Annotated in this window: 22 protein-coding genes; 18 read left to right on the plus strand and 4 right to left on the minus strand. The window is 37.9% G+C overall.

The genetic code is table 11. From position 1 onward, the window contains the following. Positions 1–8: 8 nt before the first annotated feature. The 6 genes from hutU to DZB84_RS00805 all read left to right on the plus strand — a co-directional run bounded on the left by hutU (position 9) and on the right by DZB84_RS00805 (position 7,326). Positions 9–1,664, plus strand: coding sequence for a urocanate hydratase (gene hutU, locus DZB84_RS00780; protein ID WP_116350348.1), 1,656 nt, complete (start codon positions 9–11; stop codon positions 1,662–1,664). A 32-nt stretch (positions 1,665–1,696) separates the two neighbouring features. Continuing rightward, positions 1,697–2,953, plus strand: coding sequence for an imidazolonepropionase (gene hutI, locus DZB84_RS00785; protein WP_116350349.1), 1,257 nt, complete (start codon positions 1,697–1,699; stop codon positions 2,951–2,953). After that, positions 2,946–3,887, plus strand: a complete 942-nt coding sequence (gene hutG, locus DZB84_RS00790; protein ID WP_116350350.1) for a formimidoylglutamase — start codon at positions 2,946–2,948, stop codon at positions 3,885–3,887. Before hutI ends, hutG begins: the two co-directional genes overlap by 8 nt. 73 nt (positions 3,888–3,960) lie before the next feature. After that, the gene (locus DZB84_RS00795; RefSeq protein WP_116350351.1) at positions 3,961–4,749 is read left to right on the plus strand and encodes a nucleotidyltransferase domain-containing protein; all 789 of its coding nucleotides are present in this window, start codon (positions 3,961–3,963) and stop codon (positions 4,747–4,749) included. Positions 4,750–4,850: 101 nt separating this feature from the next. Beyond that, positions 4,851–5,219 (plus strand): ArsR/SmtB family transcription factor, encoded by a 369-nt coding sequence (locus tag DZB84_RS00800; RefSeq protein WP_116350352.1) that lies wholly within the window; start codon positions 4,851–4,853, stop codon positions 5,217–5,219. After that, positions 5,212–7,326 (plus strand): heavy metal translocating P-type ATPase, encoded by a 2,115-nt coding sequence (locus tag DZB84_RS00805; RefSeq protein ID WP_116350353.1) that lies wholly within the window; start codon positions 5,212–5,214, stop codon positions 7,324–7,326. Before DZB84_RS00800 ends, DZB84_RS00805 begins: the two co-directional genes overlap by 8 nt. Before the next feature lie 17 nt (positions 7,327–7,343). Here DZB84_RS00805 and DZB84_RS24745 read toward each other — a convergent pair whose 3' ends face one another. Both DZB84_RS24745 and DZB84_RS24750 read right to left on the minus strand, forming a co-directional pair. Beyond that, positions 7,344–7,499 carry a hypothetical protein gene (locus DZB84_RS24745; RefSeq protein WP_189655098.1) on the minus strand — a complete coding sequence of 52 codons (156 nt, stop codon included), beginning with the start codon at positions 7,497–7,499 and terminating at the stop codon, positions 7,344–7,346. 153 nt (positions 7,500–7,652) lie between these two features. Further along, a complete protein-coding gene (locus tag DZB84_RS24750) occupies positions 7,653–7,790 on the minus strand; it encodes a hypothetical protein (RefSeq protein ID WP_189655099.1) in 138 nt (45 codons plus the stop codon). A gap of 180 nt (positions 7,791–7,970) precedes the next feature. Between DZB84_RS24750 and DZB84_RS00810 the strand changes: the two genes are divergently transcribed. The 6 genes from DZB84_RS00810 (at position 7,971) to DZB84_RS00835 (ending at position 14,188) form a co-directional block, all read left to right on the plus strand. Further along, complete coding sequence (locus DZB84_RS00810; protein ID WP_116350354.1) at positions 7,971–9,092, plus strand: NAD(P)/FAD-dependent oxidoreductase; 1,122 nt, start codon at positions 7,971–7,973, stop codon at positions 9,090–9,092. A gap of 162 nt (positions 9,093–9,254) precedes the next feature. After that, positions 9,255–10,169: a hypothetical protein gene (locus DZB84_RS00815; protein WP_116350355.1), complete on the plus strand. Its 915-nt coding sequence runs from the start codon at positions 9,255–9,257 to the stop codon at positions 10,167–10,169. Positions 10,170–10,182: 13 nt separating this feature from the next. Then, positions 10,183–10,839 carry a DUF4129 domain-containing protein gene (locus DZB84_RS00820; RefSeq protein WP_116350356.1) on the plus strand — a complete coding sequence of 219 codons (657 nt, stop codon included), beginning with the start codon at positions 10,183–10,185 and terminating at the stop codon, positions 10,837–10,839. Next, positions 10,826–11,953, plus strand: a complete 1,128-nt coding sequence (locus DZB84_RS00825; RefSeq protein WP_116350357.1) for a DUF4350 domain-containing protein — start codon at positions 10,826–10,828, stop codon at positions 11,951–11,953. Before DZB84_RS00820 ends, DZB84_RS00825 begins: the two co-directional genes overlap by 14 nt. Continuing rightward, a complete protein-coding gene (locus DZB84_RS00830; RefSeq protein ID WP_116350358.1) occupies positions 11,950–12,879 on the plus strand; it encodes an AAA family ATPase in 930 nt (309 codons plus the stop codon). Before DZB84_RS00825 ends, DZB84_RS00830 begins: the two co-directional genes overlap by 4 nt. Continuing rightward, positions 12,830–14,188: a DUF58 domain-containing protein gene (locus tag DZB84_RS00835; RefSeq protein ID WP_116350359.1), complete on the plus strand. Its 1,359-nt coding sequence runs from the start codon at positions 12,830–12,832 to the stop codon at positions 14,186–14,188. Before DZB84_RS00830 ends, DZB84_RS00835 begins: the two co-directional genes overlap by 50 nt. Here DZB84_RS00835 and DZB84_RS00840 read toward each other — a convergent pair. Continuing rightward, positions 14,166–15,146: a stage II sporulation protein M gene (locus tag DZB84_RS00840; protein ID WP_116350360.1), complete on the minus strand. Its 981-nt coding sequence runs from the start codon at positions 15,144–15,146 to the stop codon at positions 14,166–14,168. The genes DZB84_RS00835 and DZB84_RS00840 overlap by 23 nt on opposite strands. Positions 15,147–15,248: 102 nt before the next feature. On the opposite strand from DZB84_RS00840, the gene DZB84_RS00845 reads away from it, so the two are divergent. The 3 genes from DZB84_RS00845 to DZB84_RS00855 all read left to right on the plus strand — a co-directional run bounded on the left by DZB84_RS00845 (position 15,249) and on the right by DZB84_RS00855 (position 18,654). Further along, on the plus strand, positions 15,249–16,055 hold the full coding sequence (locus DZB84_RS00845) for an RDD family protein (protein ID WP_116350361.1): 807 nt from the start codon (positions 15,249–15,251) through the stop codon (positions 16,053–16,055). Between the two features lie 177 nt (positions 16,056–16,232). After that, on the plus strand, positions 16,233–16,907 hold the full coding sequence (locus DZB84_RS00850; protein WP_116350362.1) for an N-acetylmuramoyl-L-alanine amidase: 675 nt from the start codon (positions 16,233–16,235) through the stop codon (positions 16,905–16,907). Positions 16,908–17,058: 151 nt separating this feature from the next. After that, complete coding sequence (locus DZB84_RS00855) at positions 17,059–18,654, plus strand: long-chain-fatty-acid--CoA ligase (RefSeq protein ID WP_411266250.1); 1,596 nt, start codon at positions 17,059–17,061, stop codon at positions 18,652–18,654. A 43-nt stretch (positions 18,655–18,697) separates the two neighbouring features. Here the strand turns inward: DZB84_RS00855 and DZB84_RS00860 are convergent, their stop codons facing one another. Then, complete coding sequence (locus DZB84_RS00860; protein WP_116350364.1) at positions 18,698–19,579, minus strand: DMT family transporter; 882 nt, start codon at positions 19,577–19,579, stop codon at positions 18,698–18,700. Between the two features lie 426 nt (positions 19,580–20,005). Between DZB84_RS00860 and DZB84_RS00865 the strand changes: the two genes are divergently transcribed. The 3 genes from DZB84_RS00865 (at position 20,006) to DZB84_RS00875 (ending at position 22,565) form a co-directional block, all read left to right on the plus strand. After that, positions 20,006–20,284: a DUF1292 domain-containing protein gene (locus DZB84_RS00865; protein ID WP_116350365.1), complete on the plus strand. Its 279-nt coding sequence runs from the start codon at positions 20,006–20,008 to the stop codon at positions 20,282–20,284. Between the two features lie 232 nt (positions 20,285–20,516). Continuing rightward, positions 20,517–21,065, plus strand: coding sequence for a cysteine hydrolase family protein (locus tag DZB84_RS00870; protein WP_116350366.1), 549 nt, complete (start codon positions 20,517–20,519; stop codon positions 21,063–21,065). 24 nt (positions 21,066–21,089) lie between these two features. Further along, positions 21,090–22,565: a nicotinate phosphoribosyltransferase gene (locus DZB84_RS00875; RefSeq protein WP_116350367.1), complete on the plus strand. Its 1,476-nt coding sequence runs from the start codon at positions 21,090–21,092 to the stop codon at positions 22,563–22,565.

Here is a 22,565-nt window from a genome sequence, read left to right on the forward strand (position 1 = left end):
AAGAAGCCATGTCAATTCAGAATCGTGTCGTTCATGTAAAAAAAGGAACAGAGCTTGAGTGTAAAGGTTGGGAGCAGGAAGCTGCGTTACGAATGCTATATAACAATTTAGATCCTGCTGTTGCGGAGAAACCAGAAGAACTTGTAGTGTATGGTGGTATTGGAAAAGCCGCAAGAAATTGGGAAGCTTTTGATGCGATTGTATCCACCCTCCGTCGTTTAGAAAATGATGAAACAATGTTAATTCAGTCTGGAAAACCAATCGCAGTGTTTAAGACTCACAAAAGCGCACCACGCGTTTTACTTTCAAACTCTGTTCTCGTACCGAAGTGGGCAAACTGGGAGCATTTCCATGAGCTTGATAAAAAGGGCTTAATGATGTATGGGCAAATGACAGCTGGAAGCTGGATCTATATCGGTTCTCAAGGAATTTTACAAGGAACCTATGAAACTTTCGCCGAAGTTGCACGCCAGCATTTTAACGGCTCATTAAAAGGAACGATTACTCTTACAGCTGGATTAGGCGGGATGGGTGGTGCTCAGCCACTTGCAGTTACCATGAATGGTGGTGTTTGCATCGCAGTGGATGTTGACAAGTCTCGTATTCAAAAACGTCTTGATACAAAGTACTGTGATCGAATGACAGATTCAATTGAAGAAGCAATCAAATGGGCCGTTGAAGCCAAACACACTGGGGATGCTTTATCGATTGGATTAATTGGAAATGCTGCCGAAGTGCATCATGAAATCCTAAATTGTAATATCCAAATTGATGTGATGACTGACCAAACTTCTGCCCACGACCCGTTAAATGGGTATGTTCCCGAAGGATATTCGGTTAACGAAGCAAATATACTGCGTGTGGAAGATCCTAAGAAATATGTGGACTTGTCAACTGCCTCCATGGCAAACCATGTTCGGGCAATGCTAGAATTTCAACGTAGAGGTACCGTGACATTTGACTATGGAAACAATATTCGTCAAGTAGCAAAAGACGAGGGTGTTCATCATGCATTTGATTTTCCTGGCTTTGTTCCTGCTTACATTCGTCCATTATTCTGCGAAGGAAAAGGACCATTCCGCTGGGCCGCTCTATCCGGGGACCCGCAAGATATCTATCGAACAGATGACTTAATTAAGGAACTATTCCCAGAAAATAAAGCATTGCTTCGCTGGATTGAAATGGCTCAGGAAAAAGTGGAGTTTCAAGGACTACCAGCTCGAATCTGCTGGCTCGGGTACGGGGAACGTGTAAAAATGGGTCTAGCCATTAATGAATTGGTTCGAAAAGGTGAATTGAAAGCACCAATAGTAATTGGTCGGGATCACTTAGACTGCGGTTCTGTTGCTTCGCCAAACCGTGAAACGGAAAGCATGAAGGATGGTAGTGATGCGGTAGGTGACTGGGCTATATTAAATGCTTTAATCAATGTTGCTGCTGGTGGTTCATGGATTTCTGTCCATCATGGCGGTGGTGTAGGTATGGGTTATTCCCTACACGCGGGAATGGTTGTGGTTGCTGACGGAACAGATTTAGCGGAAGAACGACTACGTAGAGTCCTAACAACTGACCCGGGCATGGGTATTGTACGCCATGCGGATGCCGGTTATGAAAAGGCGATAGAAGTAGCAAAGGAAAAAGGCGTTGATATACCGATGTTATAAGACTATCAATCTGCCAGGAAAGGAGCACTATCATGCAATACGATTTACTTATTCACAATATAGGACAATTGATTTTACCAAAAGAAACAACTAAACCCCTTAAAGGGGAAGAAATGAAGCAGCTTAAGGTTAAAAAAAATGCAGCATTGGCAATCAAGGATGGAAAAATAGCATGGATTGGAACAAATATTGAAGCCAACCATTTACAAACTAAAGAAAGTCTTGATGCGAAGCAAAAGGTAGTATCTCCTGGACTTGTCGACCCCCATACCCATTTGGTGTTTGGTGGTTCGCGTGAAAAAGAGCTCGCTTTAAAGCAAGCAGGTGTTCCTTATCTTGACATCCTTGCAAAAGGTGGAGGCATTTTATCCACTGTTGAGGCAACAAGAAAGGCAACAGAGGAAGAACTAGGTGAAAAGGCATCCTTCCATCTAAAACGCATCCTTTCATACGGTGTGACAACGTTGGAGGCTAAAAGCGGGTATGGTTTAGACCCAGAAACTGAACTAAAACAACTAAAAGTTGTAAAAAAACTAAATGAAAAATACCCAATATCAATTATTTCTACCTTTTTAGGACCACACGCCATTCCTCCAACCTATAAAGGGAAAGAATCTGAATTCTTGGATGAGATGGTTCGGCTACTTGATACTGTTAAAGAGGAAAACCTTGGAGAGTTTGCTGATATTTTCTGCGAAACAGGTGTATTCACAACAGAGCAATCAGAATATTTTTTACAAAAAGCAAAGGAAAAGGGGTTTGGCTTAAAAATTCACGCGGATGAAATTGACTCATTAGGGGGAACAGAGTTAGCAGTTAAACTGGGAGCAACAAGTGCAGACCACTTAGTGGCTGCATCTGATGAAGCAATAACTATGCTTTCCAACAGCGATACTGTTGCTGTTTTGTTACCTGGAACAACATTTTATCTTGGTAAGGACAGCTATGCTCGTGCTCGAAAAATGATCGATGAAGGAGTAGCTGTAGCTCTTGCAACTGATTTTAATCCTGGAAGCTGCGTAACTGAAAACTTGCAACTTATCATGTCACTTGCTGCCCTAAAATTACGAATGACACCAGAAGAAATTTGGAATGCAGTTACTGTCAATGCCGCATTTGCAATCGGTAAAGGGGAAGAAGCTGGAACACTTACGATCGGTCATAACGCAAATTTTGTCCTATGGGATATTCCGAATTATATGTACCTTCCATACCATTTTGGTGTTAACCACACAAATAGTGTATATGTGAGTGGTAAAAAAGTGTGGGGGAGAAACGAAAATGTCTGATTTTCATTTTCTTACACCAGGTCATCCTGCCGTTTTTAAAGATCAATATGTAACGAAGGTAACAGAATGCATAAAGGCATATCAAAATGGAACAAAAGCTGATTTTGGTATTATTGGTCTTCCAGCATCAAAGTCGTCAATCTCACCATCGTTCGCAGCAGACGCGCCTAAAACGATACGAAACGCATTGAACGCATATTCAACATATTCAGGGGAAAAGAATAAAGATTACGAGGGTACATCAATATTAGACTTTGGTGATGTACTTATCCATCCAACAAACCTTGAAGAAACCACTGAACGTTTATATGTAAGTGTCAAAGAAATGCTACAAACCAATTCATGTGATAAGTATATCATCCTAGGCGGCGACCACGGTGTGAGCTATCCATCGATTCGTGCCTTTCAGGAATATTACGGAAGAGTCGGTGTCATCCAATGGGATGCCCACCATGATGTACGAAATTTAGAGGATGGTGGTCGAACAAACGGTACACCTTTCCGTAGTTTACTGGAGGGTGGCTTTCTAAACGGAGAAGATCTTACCCAAATTGGAATTCGTGACTTTGCAAATGCACGTGAATATCATCAATATGTAAAAAACAAAGGAGTCACGGTTTACACAATGGATGATGTAGACCGCATTGGAATTGTTCCTATTATACAAAAAGAAATAGAACGACTATCGCAAAAGGTCGATCTTATCTATCTTTCTGTAGATATGGACGTGGTTGATCAAGCATTTGCACCAGGCTGTCCAGCGATTGGACCTGGTGGTTTGACATCAAGAGAGCTTCTTTCAAGTATAACAGCCGCCGCAGACCATCCGAAAGTAAAAGCAATGGATATTGTTGAAATTGACCCATCTAAAGATATTCGCGATATCACTAGTAGACTTGCCGCACATACAATGTTGCGTTTTATGTATACGTAAATAGTGAATACTATTAATAATAGGAGATGAGATTCACATCTCCTTTTCTCATGTAAAGAAAAGGAGGATCACTATGGAAGAACATATCATAGAAGTCCTTAAACAAATTGAAAAGGAATACGAAGTTAGAATCCTCTATGCATGTGAAGTTGGGAGCCGAACCTGGGGTGTTTCATCAGAAGTAAGTGACTATGATGTCCGGTTTATTTATATCCATAAAACGGATTGGTATCTTTCGATTGATCAAAAGCGAGATGTGCTTGAAATTCCGAAACACGAAAAAGTAAACATTCCATTAGATCCTATAGTAGACATGAGTGGTTGGGAGCTTACAAAGGCACTTCGTCTATTACGAAAATCAAATCCGGGACTTTTAGAATGGTTACATTCGAATATCATCTATACTCAGACATATTCCTTCGTCGCAAAAATGCAACAACTTGAACCCTTAATTTTTTCACCAAATGCTTGTATCTATCATTACGTCAAAATGGCAAAGGGAAATTTTAAAACCATTCGGGAGAAAGAGCCTAATATTAAAACGTATATAAATGTAATCCGCCCTCTTTTAATGGCTAAATATATACAAAAATACAATCGCATGGGCAATCTTGATATGAATAGTTTAATTAAAGAACTCTTGCCAAATGGCGTATTAAAAACAAACATTGAAAACATCATGAAATTAAAATCTACAGGTGAAAATGTAAAAAAGCAAAACTTACTAATTGATACGTTTATTGATGAACAATTCACAGATTTAAAGCATTATGTATCTAAACATAAACACAACATACCAAATCCAACACCGCAACTTAATCAACTCTTTCGAGAGACATTATCAAAAGCATGGGATAACTGAGCGCGTTTTTTGATTATACCCATTATTCAAATGTTCACTTGAATATCAAATAATTAAATTATATACTATATTCAAAAGAATACTTTAATGAGGGGATATAAATGTCTAAAAAGGATACCTGTGAAATTTATTGCTATGACGAAGAGAAGGTAAAGCGGATACAGAGTGAGTTAAAAACAGTTGATATTTTAAGTGTAGCCCAATTATTCAAAGCCATAGCGGATGAAAACAGGGCCAAAATCGCTTTTGCTTTAACTCAGGATGATGAATTATGTGTATGCGACATAGCCAATGCAGTTAGTGTTACAATTGCAAATGCTTCTCACCATCTTCGGACACTGCATAAACAGGGTGTTGTAAAATATAGAAAAGAAGGAAAGTTAGTCTTTTATTCTTTAGATGATGATCATATTAGACAATTACTAAAAATTGCCCTCGTTCATAAAGAAGAGGTGAATAATTATGTCTGAACAAGCTACAAAGACTTACCGAGTTCAAGGCTTTTCCTGAGCAGGCTGTGCAAAGACGTTCGAAACGAACGTAAAACACCTGGATGGTGTTATAGATGCTAATGTAAACTTTGCTGCTTCAAAAATAACGGTAACAGGTAATACAACAATTGAAGAACTTGAAAAGGCAGGTGCTTTTGAAAATTTAAAGCTGCGAGATGAGCATGAAAAAGCAGCACCGCATATCCCATTTTGGAAGCAAAAACAAACTATTAAAGTCTATATATCTGCCGTTTTTCTCTTATTGAGTTGGCTTTTAGCAGAAGCATATGGAGAAGGGCATATCGCTTCAACAATCGGCTATGCTGCAGCCATTATCATCGGGGGCTATACACTGTTTCAAAAGGGATTTAAAAACTTACTTCGCTTCAATTTTGACATGAATACTCTCATGACCGTAGCCATTATTGGGGCTGCCCTTATTGGAGAATGGGGTGAAGGGGCAACTGTTGTGATTTTATTTGCAATAAGCGAAGCCTTGGAACGTTATTCAATGGACAAAGCCCGAAAATCAATTGAGTCATTGATGGATATAGCACCAAGTGAAGCGTTGATCCGTCGCGGAACTGAAGAAAAGATGATTCATGTCGAGGAAATTCAAATCGGGGACATCATGATTGTGAAGCCTGGCCAAAAGATTGCGATGGATGGAATCGTAATGAAGGGTAACTCTTCCATTAATCAAGCTTCAATAACTGGTGAAAGTGTTCCAGTTAGCAAAACTATAAATGATGAGGTATTTGCAGGTACTCTGAATGAAGAAGGACTTCTTGAAGTCAAAGTAACGAAACGTGTTGAAGATACAACAATTGCAAAAATCATCCATTTGGTTGAGGAAGCACAGGCTGAACGTGCCCCTTCTCAGGCATTTGTAGATAAATTCGCGAAATACTATACACCTGCAATCATCGTATTAGCTATTTTAATAGCGGTTATTCCTCCATTGTTCTTTGAAGCAAGTTGGAACGTATGGATCTATCAAGGATTGGCTGCCCTAGTCGTAGGATGTCCATGTGCCTTAGTCGTATCTACTCCAGTTGCAGTTGTAACAGCAATCGGTAACGCTGCACGACATGGTGTACTGATTAAGGGCGGTATTTACCTTGAGGAAGCAGGTTCACTTAAAGTTATTGCATTTGACAAAACGGGTACATTAACAAAAGGAGTTCCTGCTGTTACTGAAATCGTTTCTTACGATGAAAATGACCAAAAATGGCTAACACTTACTGCTGCCATTGAAAAAGGATCCCAACATCCACTAGCTACTGCTATCCTAAAAAAAGCTGAGGGACTTCCTTATAAAGAAGTAAAGATAGAAAACTTCCAATCTATTACAGGTAGAGGTTTAAAAGCTAAAATTGGTGAAGTACTGTATTATGTTGGTAGTCCTGCTCTATTTGAAGAAGTGCACAAAGATAGTTTAAAAGAAAAACAAGAGAAGATTGTTGACATGCAAAGTCAAGGAAAAACGGTAATAATCCTAGGAACTGAGGAAAAAATTCTTTTACTCATCGCCGTAGCCGATGAATTAAGGGAATCATCAAAAGAGGTCATTCGCAACTTACATGAAGCAGGCATTAAAAAAACGATTATGCTCACCGGTGATAATCAATTAACAGCTAATGCGATTGGAAATGAAGTGGGTGTAACTGAAATTAAAGCGGATTTACTTCCTGAGGACAAACTAGCTTCTATTACAGAGCTTCAAGCCAGTTACCAAAATGTTGCGATGGTTGGAGATGGGGTAAATGATGCTCCGGCACTAGCTGCTGCGACTGTTGGTGTTGCGATGGGAGGAGCCGGAACGGACACCGCCCTTGAAACAGCTGACATTGCGTTAATGTCTGATGACCTTCGAAAATTGCCGTTTACAATTAAATTGAGTCGAAAAGCATTATGGATCATTAAGCAAAACATCACTTTTTCATTAGCAATAAAAGCTTTAGCTTTGTTATTGGTTGTCCCAGGTTGGCTCACACTTTGGATTGCCATTTTTGCTGATATGGGTGCAACACTGATTGTGACATTAAACAGCTTGCGACTATTAAAGGTTAAGGAACAGGGGTAACATCGTTATCCCTTTTCTTATGCAATTTTTTCATCAGAATCTTCTTCTGTTTTCTTGAAATGAGTATGCCTGACGTCCCAAAAATATACTCTAGGAAGACCCCAATGTTGCCAGTATTCATGAACGAGAGTTACTCCAACAAATAAAATCATTTGAAGATCCAATTGTTTCAATCAAATCACCCCTTAAAACAATATACGGGTGCCTGCGGTTGTCCAATAACCGCTATTATAACCAATCGTTCAAAAAAGAAAAAACCCGTTCCAAAAAGTCAAATCAAGGAACAGGTCAAATATGTACCGGTACGAAAATTTGTTACTTAACTATTATTTGTTTTTGCGTTTTTCGCGAGCTGCTTTCTTTCTTGCCTTTTTACTCATGCCTTGATCTGCACCAAATTCCGTGTCCATACTATTTGCTCCTGTTTGTGGCTGGTTATTTTTATTTTTGTTTTTGTTGGCCATTCGCCTTACCTCCTTTCATTTCTTGAAAATGCGCTGTATATATTTTTCCCTATATTTTACAGCATCATCTATATACTGTATAAAAAAACAGAAAAATATACAAATTTCGACAAAAAGCTGTTTTAAATCAACATTTTTAGTAAAATAATTTACATATCGTATAGAAGGGATTTTGAAAACATGACAAACTATCTTGTAATTGGTGCTGGGATTCTTGGTGCATCAACAGCCTATCATCTTGCTAAAGCAGGTGCACAAGTAACAATTGTCGACCGACAAGACCAAGGACAAGCTACTGATGCCGCCGCAGGTATTGTCTGTCCGTGGTTATCCCAACGTAGAAATAAGGCGTGGTACAATTTAGCGAAAGCAGGGGCAAAATATTACGAAACATTAATAAGTGAGCTAGAGGCATTGGGCGAGACTAACACTGGTTATAAAAAGGTTGGAGCGGTTAGTCTTCATTTAGATGAAAGCAAGCTTGATAAAATGGAAGAGAGAGCGCAATCTCGACGGGAGGATGCACCAGAAATTGGAGAAATTACACGTTTACCCTCTGCGGAAACAACAGCCCTGTTTCCACCATTGTCTGATCAATACTCAGCGGTACATGTAAGTGGTGCTGCAAGAGTAAATGGACGCGAACTCCGAAATGCCTTAATTCGTGCAGCCAAGCAATATGGTGCTTTAGAGCGAAAAGGAAGTGCATCTTTAGTTAAAGAGGGTGGCAATGTAATAGGTGTTAAAATAGAGGATGAAATTTTAACAGCAAATAAAATCATCGTAACAGCAGGTATTTGGGCTAAAGAATTACTAAAGTCACTCGAAATTGAATTTCTAGTTTCCTCACAAAAGGCCCAAATTGTCCATTTAGGTCTTGAAAATACAAACACAGACAGTTGGCCGGTTGTCATGCCACCAAATGATCAATATATTTTAGCATTTGATGGGGGAAGAGTTGTCGTGGGTGCAACCCATGAAAATGATAAAGGAATCGATTATCGAGTAACCGCAGGTGGACTTCATGAAATTTTTGATAAAGCCTTACATATTGCTCCAGGTTTATCGGAAGGAACGGTTTTAGAAACAAGAGTTGGATTTCGACCTTTCACTCCAGAATTTTTACCAGTAATTGGAGTTATGCCAAACTATGAAAACATTTTTGTTGCTAACGGTCTCGGAGCGTCTGGTTTAACTGTTGGTCCATTTTTAGGTGGTGAATTAGCCAAGCTTTCTATGGGGAAAACGCTCGAAATTGACTTGAATCTATATGATATAAAAGGGGCAATTAAACCTCATTAGTGTAATAAGTTTTCGCCAGATTCCTTAAAAGGGATTTGGCTTTTTTTAAAATTCAAGCACCCACTAATTAGAAAAAATTTCTAAAATAATACAGAAAAACTTCCAGAATAATGTTAAAATAGGCGATATTAGTATTTGATTACATAATAGGGGGATGGCAGATTGAACACAAAATTTTCACAGCCTAAGGGGTTTGGGGAAATCCTTGACCTCACCTTTAGTTTGAGCAAAAAACGGTTTCGGGACTTTTTTACGATATTACTCATTTTTATGGGACCGGTATATATACTTGAGGCGGTCATTTTATTAGCATCAGGAACAAGCTTTTTTAGAGAAGTCGGTCCTGGTGATGACTGGATTTCCCAAATCGCGAATAGCTTTGATGAAACAGTTGTTGCCGAAAATATAGGATTGGGTGGGGCATTAGGAACAATGTTTATCGCTATTCTAGGCTTGATTCTATTTCCTGTTGCCGAAGCTGCACTTCTTATGGCATTAAACCATATCCGTAAGAATGAGGAATATACAATCAGTTCGGTGATTAAGAAAGCTTTTTCGCGATTTTGGGCTATGCTTGGAAGCAATATAGTATTTGGGCTGATTGTATTTGGGTTCTTTTTTGTTTCAGTTTTAATTATAGTTCCTATTGGTATTTTCGGTGCCATTGCGTTTCCAATTATCGGGGTTCTTTTCGCGATTGTATTAGGGTTGGGCTTATTTGTTGGACTCGGTTATTTACTGACACGCTGGGGCTTTTATTTTGGTTCGGTTGTACTAGATTATGAATCTCCTGGATTATCTAGAAGTTGGCATCTTTCTAAGAAACGTGGCTGGGTTCTTTTTGGTCTATATATTGTTTTCTTCTTAATTATCAGCGCGATTAGCTTTGCAATTGAGACAACATTTAGCATCTTTTTAGGAAATAGTGTTTTACTCTCTTTAATTGTTAACTTTACAACCATTTTTACTACCTTACTTTTTGCCGTTGGGTATGGTGTAATGTACCTTGATGCAAAGGTTCGACATGATGCTGAGGATTTGGATGAAATGATTGAGGGGTTTAATGAACCAAGATAAGTGGTGATCAACTATGGGACAAATGAATGAAGCAAGGGACCGGATAGAAGAAATTCTGAATGGAAAAGAATATCGAATTTACTATGATGATTCAAGGAACGTGTTTCAGGAATGGTGGGTTCAAATAAAAAAATGGCTGGCTGACTTTATCGAAAATTTATTCCCTGCACTTGAGTCTGGGAGCGGTGCTGCTGAAGTGGTGCTAGTCCTTATTATTCTTGGAGCACTCCTGCTATTCGGTATTGCGTTCTTTTTACTAGTACGAAATAAAAGAAGAAATACAAATTTAAGTAATCATAATCCACTTCATTCAGCAGAGGAATTAAGCTGGACATATCAAAAGCATGTACAAGAGGCGTTAAAATATGAAAAAAATCAGGATTTTTCACCTGCAACTAGACATTTATTTTTGGCACTTCTCCTGTTTTTCCATGATAAAGAATGGCTAGAGGCAAAATTATGGAAAACAAATTGGGAGTATTATGATGAACTACGTAAAGTAAAACAGGCTTGGGCCGATGAATTTTATGATTTAGCATTGGTGTTCGATGAAGTTGCATATGGGGAATATGAGATTGATCAAGTAGAATTCAATCAATTTCGAGAAAAAACATTTGCTTGGCTAGAACACTCAGAAGGAGGAAAGGAGAAGCAGCATGCAAAACCGTAAAGTATGGATTACCTTAATTGGGCTCATCGCGCTCCTGCTCTTTCTATCGTATTTTATTGAATCATACAACCCAAAGGTGTATCCGCATTATGTATCTGATTCTCCTTCTCCAACCGGTGTAAAAGCGATTTATACATATTTAAACGATGAGCATAAGGTTAAAAGATGGTCACATTCACCAAACCTTCTTACCAACCAAGATGCAAATCAAGTTCTAATAATGGTGGAACCTTATTTCACTCCAGAACAGGAAGAAGTAAATGGGTATCTTGATTTTATAGAGTCTGGAAACAAAATTATTTTGTTTAAATCAAATCCACGAGGGATGTTTGATATTAAAACCCTTCCAGTAAAAACCGATTCTTTTAATGAGGAAGCAATTACTATCAAAAACAAAGAAGGGAAAGAATTTGATGCATTTTTCCAAGCCGCAAATAGAATCATTCCTAGTGAAAAAGAGATGGTACTTTTAGAAGATGACGTCGGTGTAATAGCAACAAGTCGAAAAATAGGTGAAGGTAAACTGATCACAACCATTTCACCAGAGTGGATGTTGAATGGCAATCTATCAAACTATGATCATATTCCTCTGGTATTATCATTGATTGAACATAAAGATGTCTCCGTTTATTATTTTGATGAATATGTTCACGGGGCGAAAAATGCCTCTACAGTTACAACCTTATACCCTGCTTGGTTTTTAGTGTTCCTTTTACAAGGTGGAATGATCGTTATACTATGGGTTTGGTACAAAGGTAAACGGTTTGGCCCAGTTATTGTTCCCCGCGAAGAAACGGTTCGATTTAGTGACGAAAGTATTCAAGCATTGAGCGCATGGTATTTAAGAGGACGTTACTACCATGAATCTATCAATATTCAAGCAGAATACGTAAAGCAACTTTTACAGGAGAAATGGGGAATTCCATTCCAGCGGGATTGGTCGGACCTTTCTAACAAATTGATTCAACGGTGGACTGGAAAAAATGAAAGGGAAATTAAACGATATCTTGATGACCTCACAAACATATTAAAGACTGAAAAACTATCCAAACAAGATTATTTGTTATGGTCAAATAAATTAGATGAATTACGAAAAGAGGTGGAGAAAGGATGAGACCGGAACTTGCATCCTTACTAGAGAAATACGAACAACGAATATTAGGTCAAAATATGAATCTCAGACTTTTACTCTCTGCTATTCTAGCGGGCGGTCATGTCTTGATTGAAGGTGTTCCAGGAACTGGAAAAACGCGAATGGTACGAACTCTTGCCACCTTACTTGGTGGGGATTTTAACCGAATCCAATTTACACCAGATCTTTTACCAAGCGACATTACAGGAAGTATGATCTACAACATGAAAGAAGGTCGTTTTGAAACATTACAAGGACCTGTTTTTACAAATGTCCTTTTAGCTGATGAAATTAACCGTACACCTGCTAAAACCCAAGCAGCCTTATTAGAAGCCATGGAGGAAAAACAGGTTACGATTCAAGGTGAGACATACAAGTTACCTGAAGTATTCTTTGTTGTAGCCACACAGAACCCTATTGAGTTTGAGGGAACCTACCGATTACCAGAGGCTCAACAGGACCGTTTTCTATTTAAACTTTCAATTGATTTTCCTGCTTTTAATGATGAAAAAAATGTTGTTAAACAAGTAGTAGAGCAAAAATTCTATAATGATGTAGCATCTAATGTTCTTGATTTGAACACTTTCTTGTCTATTCGCAGTGAAATAGAAAAAGTTACACTGGGTGACGGAGTTCTCGATTACATTATGCAAATTGTACGGAAAACACGGGAATCTGAAACCATTCGATTTGGAGCAAGCACAAGGGCAGCTATTTCAATTGCGAAGGCAGCTCAGGCTTGGGCATATTTGGCTGGTCGAGATTATATCACACCAGATGATGTGAAATTGGTTTCAAAGCCTGCGTTAAGGCATCGGATTCAGTTATCTCCACATGCAGAATTGGAGGGAATCACCATTGACGAAATCATTGAAGAACTTGTGGGATCGGTTCCTGTTCCTCGATAGGGGGATACTGCCTACAACTCGGTTGATTTTAGCTTTACTTTTACTTTCAATTGGATTTTTGGTGTTGACATCATTTAAGTTATCATGGGAAATCATCATTGGTCTTAATCTATTTATTCTTTTTGGAAGTTTAGTTGACTTATTTTTTTCACCAAGGAAAAAGAATTTATCTGCCATTCGCAAATTACCGCCTGAGGTGGAGAGAGGACTTACCACTCAGATTGAGGTTGAAGTTACCAACAATTCCACATATGGTCTTTCCTATCGACTAGTAGATGGAATTCCAGATTCCTTCACTAAATCATTTCCTATCAAAGGAAAGATTTCTGGTGAAACAACTTCACGAATCATTTACCAAACAGAAGCAATGGATCGCGGTGATTATCAAATCAATAAACTATATTTCCGATACAAGAGTTTACTGGGATTATGGGAAAAGCAACTCACGTTTTCCATAGAAGACCACGTAAAAGTAATTCCCAATCTCTCAGAAAGTAGGAAGTACCTTGAAAATGCACAGAAATTTCTGTTGTATGAAGGTGTGAAAATTCGCAAGCAACAAACGGGAACAGGTGAGTTTTCTAAAATCAGAAGTTATGTAGTCGGTGATGATCCGCGAACAATTAATTGGAGACAAACTGCTAAATTACATGAAGTCATGACAAATGAGTATGAACCAGAGCATGGAAAGTATATTACGATATTACTTGATTGTGGCAGAATGATGGGTGCTGAGTTAGAAAAGGGAAATCGTCTTGAAAGAGCGATTGAATCCGCTATTACCGTTGCGACTGCAGCGCTTCAAAATGGAGATTATGTATCCATGCTAGCTTTTTCAACAGATGTAAAAGTTTTTGTCCCAGCTGGAAAAGGAATCACACATCTTCAAACTATTTTACAAGCGGTTTATAATCTTAAGGTAGATGCTGTTGAATCCAATTATGGTGCTGTTCTATCATATTTAGAAACAGTCCAAAAGAAGCGCAGTCTGCTTTTAATGTTTAGCGATGTGCAAACGTTTGTTCGTGAAGAAAGTGCGTTGGTATATTTACGAAAATTACGAAAACGGCATTATTTTCTAATGATTGGTGTAGAGGATGCAACTCTAAACCAGAGGATTGATGAGAAGCCGACCACTATTCAAAAAGCGATGCTAAAAAGTATGGCACAGCAGCAAATGCTTGTAAAAAAGAGAGAAAAACAAAAATGGGAAAACCAAGGCCTCATGATGGTAGAGGCCAAAGAGGATAAGTTAGCAGTTACAGCGGTCTCCTATTATATTAATATTATGAATCGGAATTTGCTGTAGCTTCTTTTCTCATTAAAAAGAGTTTCCCAGTCAAGATGTAGAGGATTAACCCGATAACTGTAATGAATGCAACGGCGTATTTAGCTTCTAGCGATATGGTCGCAGGTGTAATAAAGCCTTCGATGATACCAGCTATGACAAATAAAGGAATTGTGCCTAGAAGTAGTTGAACAGAGCGTTTCGCTTGAATCTTTAGCTGATAACCTCTTGTGTACGGACCGGGCACGAGTAACTTGTATCCCATTAACAGACCGGCTCCACCTGCTATAAATATAGCGGTAAGCTCGATCATCCCATGTGGAACGATATATGCCCAAAAATCATACGTTTTTCCATAATGCCAAAACAAACCAGCCAAGGCCCCGACGATAATACCGTTGTAGATTAAAATATAGACTGTTAACAAGCCAAAGGTTATTCCGCTTGCGAACGCAAGGATCGCCACCTGAATATTATTCGTCATAATACTTGCTGACATGAGGGATGAATCAACTTCACCATCTTGACTACCCAAATAGTCTGGATCAACACCTTGAGCTATTTCTGCGGGTAAAATAGAAAACAGATGGAGCGGATCCTGTAGGACTGAAAAAAAGCTACCGACGGCGCCTAAAGTAAACAAAACAAAAGCAACAACGACAAATTTCCATTGTTCAAGTAAGAGTCCGATAAATTTCGTACTAAAGAAATAGCGAATTTGTTGAAAACTCGAAACCTGATCCTTATACAAAAGATTATGTGCCTTTGATACAAGACCGTTTAAATAAGGGGTAATCTCCTCATTTGGAAAATAGGTTTGACTGTAGGAAAGATGCCCGGCGCATTTTTGGTAAAGTCTATGAAACTCGTTAATTTCATTGCTGCTATTAGATTTTCTACGTTTATGTAAAGTGAATATCATTTGCTCAAGCTGCTTCCACTCATCTCGGTGCTGTTTGACAAATTGCTTCATGTTCAATGTCTAATCACCTCTTGAAATAGCAATAACCTTATTATAGTAATTTTAGAGAAAAATAGAAACTCCTAATGTAAAAAACAACCAGAAAAGGGGGGAGCTTTTTTGAATCAAGAACTGACCAAAATTAGAACACCTGAGTTTGTTTCCATCCAATTTCAGTTAGCAGGGGTAGGAAGTCGGGCCGCAGCTTTTTTACTTGATACATTGATTTTGTCAATTGCAAGTTTTCTTATTTTACTTAGCTTATTACTTATTTTACACGGGTTCTCCGATTTTTGGCTGCTAGGAGATACGTTTTTTTCTGGGCCAGTAGCTATTACCATTATATTGTTATTTTTATTAAATTGGTGTTATTTTTTTCTGCTTGAATTTTTTGCTGGAGGCAAGACCATTGGAAAAAAACTTGTTGGCATACGTGTTATTCAAGAAAACGGCCATAGTATAACATTGTTATCAAGCTTTATTCGAAACTTTCTACGCATCATTGATTCTTTACCAGCTTCCTACTTTTTAGGGATTATCATGGTCTTCTTTCACCCAAAGCATAAACGGTTGGGAGACCTTGTTGCTGGTACAATTGTTATACATGAAAGGCGAGCAAAAAGTCTAAAAAAACAAAGTCCACTTGATAAGGAAATTCAAAGACGTGGACTTAGGAAAGATTCAATTACAATCGATCAGTGGACAATTAAATCATTTGGAAACAAGGAATGGAAGCTTTTGCAAACTTATTGCAATCGATTTTTACAACTAAAAAATGATGTGAAAGACAGAAGGACAATACAAATTGCTGATATTTTGTTACCAAAGGCGGGAATTGACGTAGCAGGTAAAACACTTGAACAATTAGAAAATGAACTATTAGTCTTATATCTAATTTTACGTGACGAATGGGAATTTGAACTATAAACTCTTCAGTCAGTAGGTTTTGTAATACCCGTTAATTTGAAAAAACCTCCTACTTTAGACTGACATCCTAGTAATTACACTGTATAATAAATCTCGTAAAATAAAAAAATGTAGTACATATAGGTGATTATACCCACAAAAACTAGGATTAAGTTGAAAACAGGAGATTTAGAAAACATGGAATTTAAAAAAATTTGTATGGGCTGCATACTTACAACTCTGTTGTTCGGCTGTTCAGCGCAAACTAAGGAAGTAAAAGTGGAGAATACGGAGGTAGAAGTGGCCACAGAAGAGATCATTGCAACTACCAATAAATCCTTACCTCTCGATCATTCAGAAAAACGCTTAAACGAAATTACACATCTAATGATCCATTTTATTAGTAATGCCGGACTTAAACCTGAAGATCCATACAATGTAGATGATGTCTATTCCATATTTGAAGAATATGGTCTTTCGGTTCATTATCTAATCGATCGAGAGGGAGAAATCTATAGTCTGGTACCTGAAGATAGAGTCGCATATCATGCTGGAAAAGGGAGTTTACCTGATTTCCCTGAATACGATGATAAAATGAATCAATATTCGATCGGGATTGAGCTAATTGCGATAGGAACTAAAGAAGAGATGACAGGGATTATAGATGCAGAGACGTATAACCAAATCGACCCTGAGCTTACTGGCTACACAGATGCACAATACCAATCATTGCAGCAGTTAGTAGATAATATTTTGAAGAGAAATACATCAATTTTACGAGACAGACGCCACGTGATTGGGCACGACGAATATGCACCTGGGAGAAAAACAGACCCTGGTTCCCTATTTAACTGGACAAGAATCGGATTTTGACATTATGTATTTTACTTTAGAAAACCTCTTCTTTAAAGGACACTTCAATTTAAAGAAGAGGTTTTTATTTCGAAATAATTTGAAAATAGTATAAATATTCCTTATAATGTAAGTGTTTACACGTATCGTTTTATACTCACTAAAGGGGGAAATGAACTTGTATGTACCTTTGCTTTTATCTCAATTTTTAGATCGTGCTGTCAAACTGTATGGTGAAAAAACTGCACTAATTGATGATAACAAAAGCTTTACGTATGCTGAAGTAAACGATAGAGTGAATCAACTTTCCCGAGGATTAAGACATCTTGGTGTTGAGAAAGGGAATCGTGTTGCTTATTTAGCTCCAAATACTTCAGAAATGTTTGAGGGATTTTATGGAGTGTTTCAAATTGGCGCCATCATTGTTCCATTAAACACAAGATTGATTCCATCTGATTATGAGTACATATTAAATCATAGTGAAACGAAAATCTTGTTTGTCGACCATGAGCTAGTAGGACAAATTGAGCCGATTCGTAAAAGATTAAAAACGGTAGAAAAGATTATTGTCCATGGTGGGAAGGATAACACAGAATGGACGATTTCATATGAGGAATGGCTCGAATGCTTTAAAAAAGAACCGATTGAACGCCCTGAAATGGATGAGAAAGACATTGCAACACTTTTATATACAAGTGGAACAACTGGAAAACCAAAGGGTGTTATGCTCTCACATCGCAGTAATTACCTCCATGCCTTAACAACTATGCACCACCTTCGCGTATCAGATCGTGATATACTACTTCATGTTTTACCGATGTTTCATGTCAATGGCTGGGGCTCACCTTTTTACTACACAGCTAACGGAGCTACACAGGTTTGCTTACGAAAGGTAAAGCCTGAGGAGATTTTTAGAAAAATAGATACGTATAAAGTTACCGTTATGCATATGGCACCAACAGTTCTGAATACGTTATTACAATATACGGCATCAAATGAATTTACAAAGCAAGAACAAAATATCCGAATTGTCATCGCTGGTTCTGCACCTCCACCAGCATTTGTAAAACGAGTTGAAGAGGAGCTCGAATGGGAATTTATCCAAGTATATGGTATGACTGAGGCATCACCACTTATCACAACATCCATAATCCGAGATACACAGGATAATGTTTCGAAAGAAGAAAAGTATCGCTTAAAAGCAAAAGCTGGCTATGAATTTATAGGAGCAAAGGTACATGTTGTCAATCAATACGGGGAAGATGTAGCTCAGGATGGGAAAGAGATTGGGGAAGTAATCGTACGTAGTAATACTGTTATGGAAGGATATTTGAACAATAAAGAAGGTACGGACGAAGTGATTCGAAATGGCTATTATCACACAGGTGATATGGCGATTGTAGATGCAAATGGCAATATCGAAATAGCCGATCGTAAAAAAGATATTATTATTAGTGGTGGGGAAAACATCTCTTCCATCGAGGTTGAAAGTGCATTATACGATCATCCTGCTGTTTTAGAGGTTGCGGTTATTTCCATTCCTCATGAGAAGTGGGGAGAGACACCACAGGCAATTGTGGTCAAACGTGAAGGGCATGATGTGACCGAAGAAGAGTTAATTGCATTCTCTCGTAGTCGTCTGGCACACTTTAAGGCTCCGACAAAGGTAGTCTTTAGAAATGAACTACCCAAAACTGCGTCTGGTAAAATTCAAAAGGTTCATCTTCGGAAGGAATACTGGCAGGAAAAAGAAAAATTTATTAACTAAAAGGATGGACCCTATTCCCCAATTGGAGAATGGGGTCCTCCATTTACGCCTCAAGATTTTGTTCTGTTTTTTTATCTTTTGCAAACGTCCAATTAACCAAAAAGATACCTAGGAAAATAAGTAAGGCTCCCCCATATACAAACCATTCAACAACCTCATTTAAAATTATCCAGCCTGAGAGAACTCCAAAGAATGGAGCAAGAAACAAGAATGCAGACGTTTTACCAGGGTCACCTTTATTAATTAAGTAAAACCAAATGGCAAATTGAACGATTGAAGCCATGATTGCAAGCCATAATATGATAAATACCGATGTGGAAGTAATCGAGATTGTAGGTTCTTCAAACGTGAAGCTCATCAATAGCAGTAAGATACCACCGAATAACATTTGATAAGCTGTTAGCACCCAAATATTAAAACGAACGCCCCATTTTTTAATTAACAATGTCCCTATCGACCAGGAAATAGCCGAGCCAAGACCTAAAACTACTCCAATTTCTAATTGAAGATGAAAGCCAAGCGTAATGAAAACTCCTGTAAACCCAATGATTACCCCAGTCCAATGAAAAAAGTGATAGCGAATTCCTAGAAACAACGTGCTTAAAATGACAACAAGTAAAGGATTGCTAAATGTGAGGATAGAAGATTCACCAGCAGTGATCGTTCGTAAGCTTAAAAAGATACACCCCATCACACCAGTTGTTTGAAAAAGTCCGATGGTGAATATTCGCAACCAATCATAAAGTTGGTTCGGAAGTGTTTTTTTCCATACAAATAACGCCATGAGAATACCTGCAATTGTAAAGCGTAGACCAACGAGAAGAAGTGGCGAAACATAATCTAAACCGATTTTTCCAACCGCAAAAGAAGAGCCCATTAACGCAGTAGTGGTGACAACAAGAACACCAAATAGGAAAGGATTCATTTCATTACTCCCACTTTTTTCCTCATCATAGCATAAATTCAGGTTATACAGATACGATTTTTAGCTAAAAAACCAAATGAAAAAGGCAAGCTACAAGTGCTTACCTTTTTCAAATATCAATGAGAATTTGACAATACAAATTGAATATCCCTTCTACGCAAGAGTTGGAATTCGTACCAAGTACTGAAGTCTAAAAATTATTTTTTTCATGAAAATCGTCATTTTCACGAAAGTATAATACAACTCTGGGAATAAGCGAAATAGAATATTCAATGTATATCCCTCCACATTGATTAGTAGTGAGAGTAAAAACTCTTCACAGAATTATTATTTACAAACTACGAATTATCATGTGTACAAGGTATGTTTTAATCGGTACAATGAAAAGATAAAATAGTACATAACCTATTTGGGGAGGAAAAGATTATGGAAAAAGTAATTGTTGGAGAAGTTTTTTCTATCAGTGATGAATCAGGTGAAGATCAAGATGTTGAGGTACTCGGCGTCGTAACAATTGAAGGTACTGATTATGCTGCAGTTGGTTTTCTAGACGATTTAGAAGAAGATACCGAGGATGATATCGATGTTTTCTTTTTAAAGATTGATGAAGAGGGAGATTTTTCAGCGATTGAAAGCGATGAAGAATTTGATAAAGTTTCCGCAGCCTTTGACGAAATCTTTGATGAAGAGTTAGACGAAGAATAAAAACACCTGAACCCCACGAAACTCAGTGGGGTTCTTTACGTTCAACCCTTTGATTCTTTAAATATTCCAAAACATATAACAAAAATGTGCAATTCTATTCAATATTCCACAAAATTCATATAAAATGAACTATGGGCGAAAAACTTTACACAAATGTAAACCAAACTAAATAAAGTTTATCTTTTTGATATGAACTCAGACGGAATGATTATATTAAAGAGGAGGAAGTACTTTGAAAAAAGCATTGTTAAATGTAGATTACACAAATGATTTTGTTGCAAGTGACGGGGCATTAACTTGTGGGAAACCAGGGCAAGATATTGAAAAAGAAATTGTTCGTATCACTGAGGAATTTATCTCAAACGGTGATTATGTTGTATTTGCAATTGATCTTCATAAAGAAGGCGATGACCTACATCCTGAAACAAAGTTATTCCCACCTCACAATATAGAAGATACATCAGGAAGATTTCTATATGGGGATCTTCAAAGAGCTTTCAATGAACAACAAACAAATCCGAATGTATATTGGATGGATAAAACGAGATATTCTGCGTTTGCTGGAACAGACCTCGAGATTAAGTTGCGTGAACGTGGTATCAATGAAGTTCATATAGTGGGTGTTTGTACAGATATTTGTGTCCTCCACACGGCTGTTGATGCATATAACCGTGGATTTAAAATTGTGATCCACAGTTCAGCAGTGGCGAGCTTTAACCAAGCAGGTCATGAGTGGGCACTCGGACATTTTAAAGATTCAATCGGCGCAGAAGTTCGTTAGGTTATTTACTGGAGGTTATTTTTGATGAACAAACATTTTAACGATGACAGCATAGCATTACATACAGATTTATATCAAATAAACATGGCAGAAATTTATTGGCGGGAAGGATTACATAACCGTAGAGCAGTCTTTGAGGTAAACTTTCGGAAGCTTCCGTTTGGGAATGGATATGCAGTTTATGCTGGACTTGAGAGAATTATCCATTTTCTAGAAAACTTCTCATTCAGTGAAACGGACATCGCCTATTTAAAGGAAGAAGGATATAAAGAAGATTTTCTTAATTATCTAAAGGAACTTCGTTTTACTGGAACTTTACGTTCAATGAAGGAAGGAGAAGTCGTTTTTGCAAATGAACCTCTTCTTCGTATTGAAGGCCCCATTTGTGAAGTTGTATTATTAGAAACTCCAATCTTAAATATTATTAATTACCAAACGCTGATTGCCACAAAGGCTTCCCGTATTAAGCAGGTTGTTGGAGACCAAAATGCTATGGAATTCGGTACAAGACGAGCACAAGAAATGGATGCGGCGATTTGGGGAACAAGAGCTGCATATATCGCTGGATTTGATTCAACCTCAAATGTACGAGCAGGCAAATTATTTGGTATACCCATTTCTGGTACACATGCTCATTCATTAGTACAAGCATATCGAGATGAGTATCAAGCGTTTAAACATTATGCAAGCACACATAAAGATTGTGTTTTTCTCGTTGATACATATGATACATTGAAATCCGGTGTTCCGAATGCCATTAGAGTTGCCAAGGAAGAAGGAGACAATATTAATTTCATTGGAATACGCCTTGATAGTGGTGACTTGTCCTATTTATCAAAAGAAGCACGAAAAATGCTTGATGAAGCAGGATTTAAGGACGCAATAATTGTGGCTTCGAATGATCTTGATGAACATACGATTATCAACTTAAAATCCCAAGGGGCTAAAATCGACTCATGGGGGATCGGAACAAAGCTAATTACTGCTTATGACCAACCAGCTCTTGGTGCTGTCTACAAACTTGTGTCAATTGAAGATAAAAATGGGGATATGGTAGACACTATAAAAATAAGCGGGAACCCTGAAAAGGTTTCAACACCAGGATTAAAGCGAGTATATAGAATCATTAATAAAAATAGTCGAAAATCTGAAGGTGACTATATTACTCTTGAACACGAGGAACCACAGAATGAGAAGCGAATCAAAATGTTCCATCCGGTTCATACATTTATAAGTAAATTTGTTACGAATTTTGAAGCACGTGAATTGCAGTATACAATTTTTGATCATGGTAAACTTGTGTATGAGATTCCAACTTTACAGGAAATTCGCTCGTTTTTAAATGAAAATCTGGAATTACTATGGGATGAGTACAAGCGCCCGACGATGCCAGAGGAATATCCAGTCGACCTAAGCCAGGAATGCTGGAATAATAAAATGAAACGAATTGAAGAAGTAAAGGAAAATATCGAAGAAATGATTGGGAAAATGAACAATTAA

It is taken from the genome of Bacillus sp. HNG, from assembly GCF_003400205.1.
Taxonomy (GTDB): domain Bacteria; phylum Bacillota; class Bacilli; order Bacillales; family Bacillaceae_L; genus Ferdinandcohnia.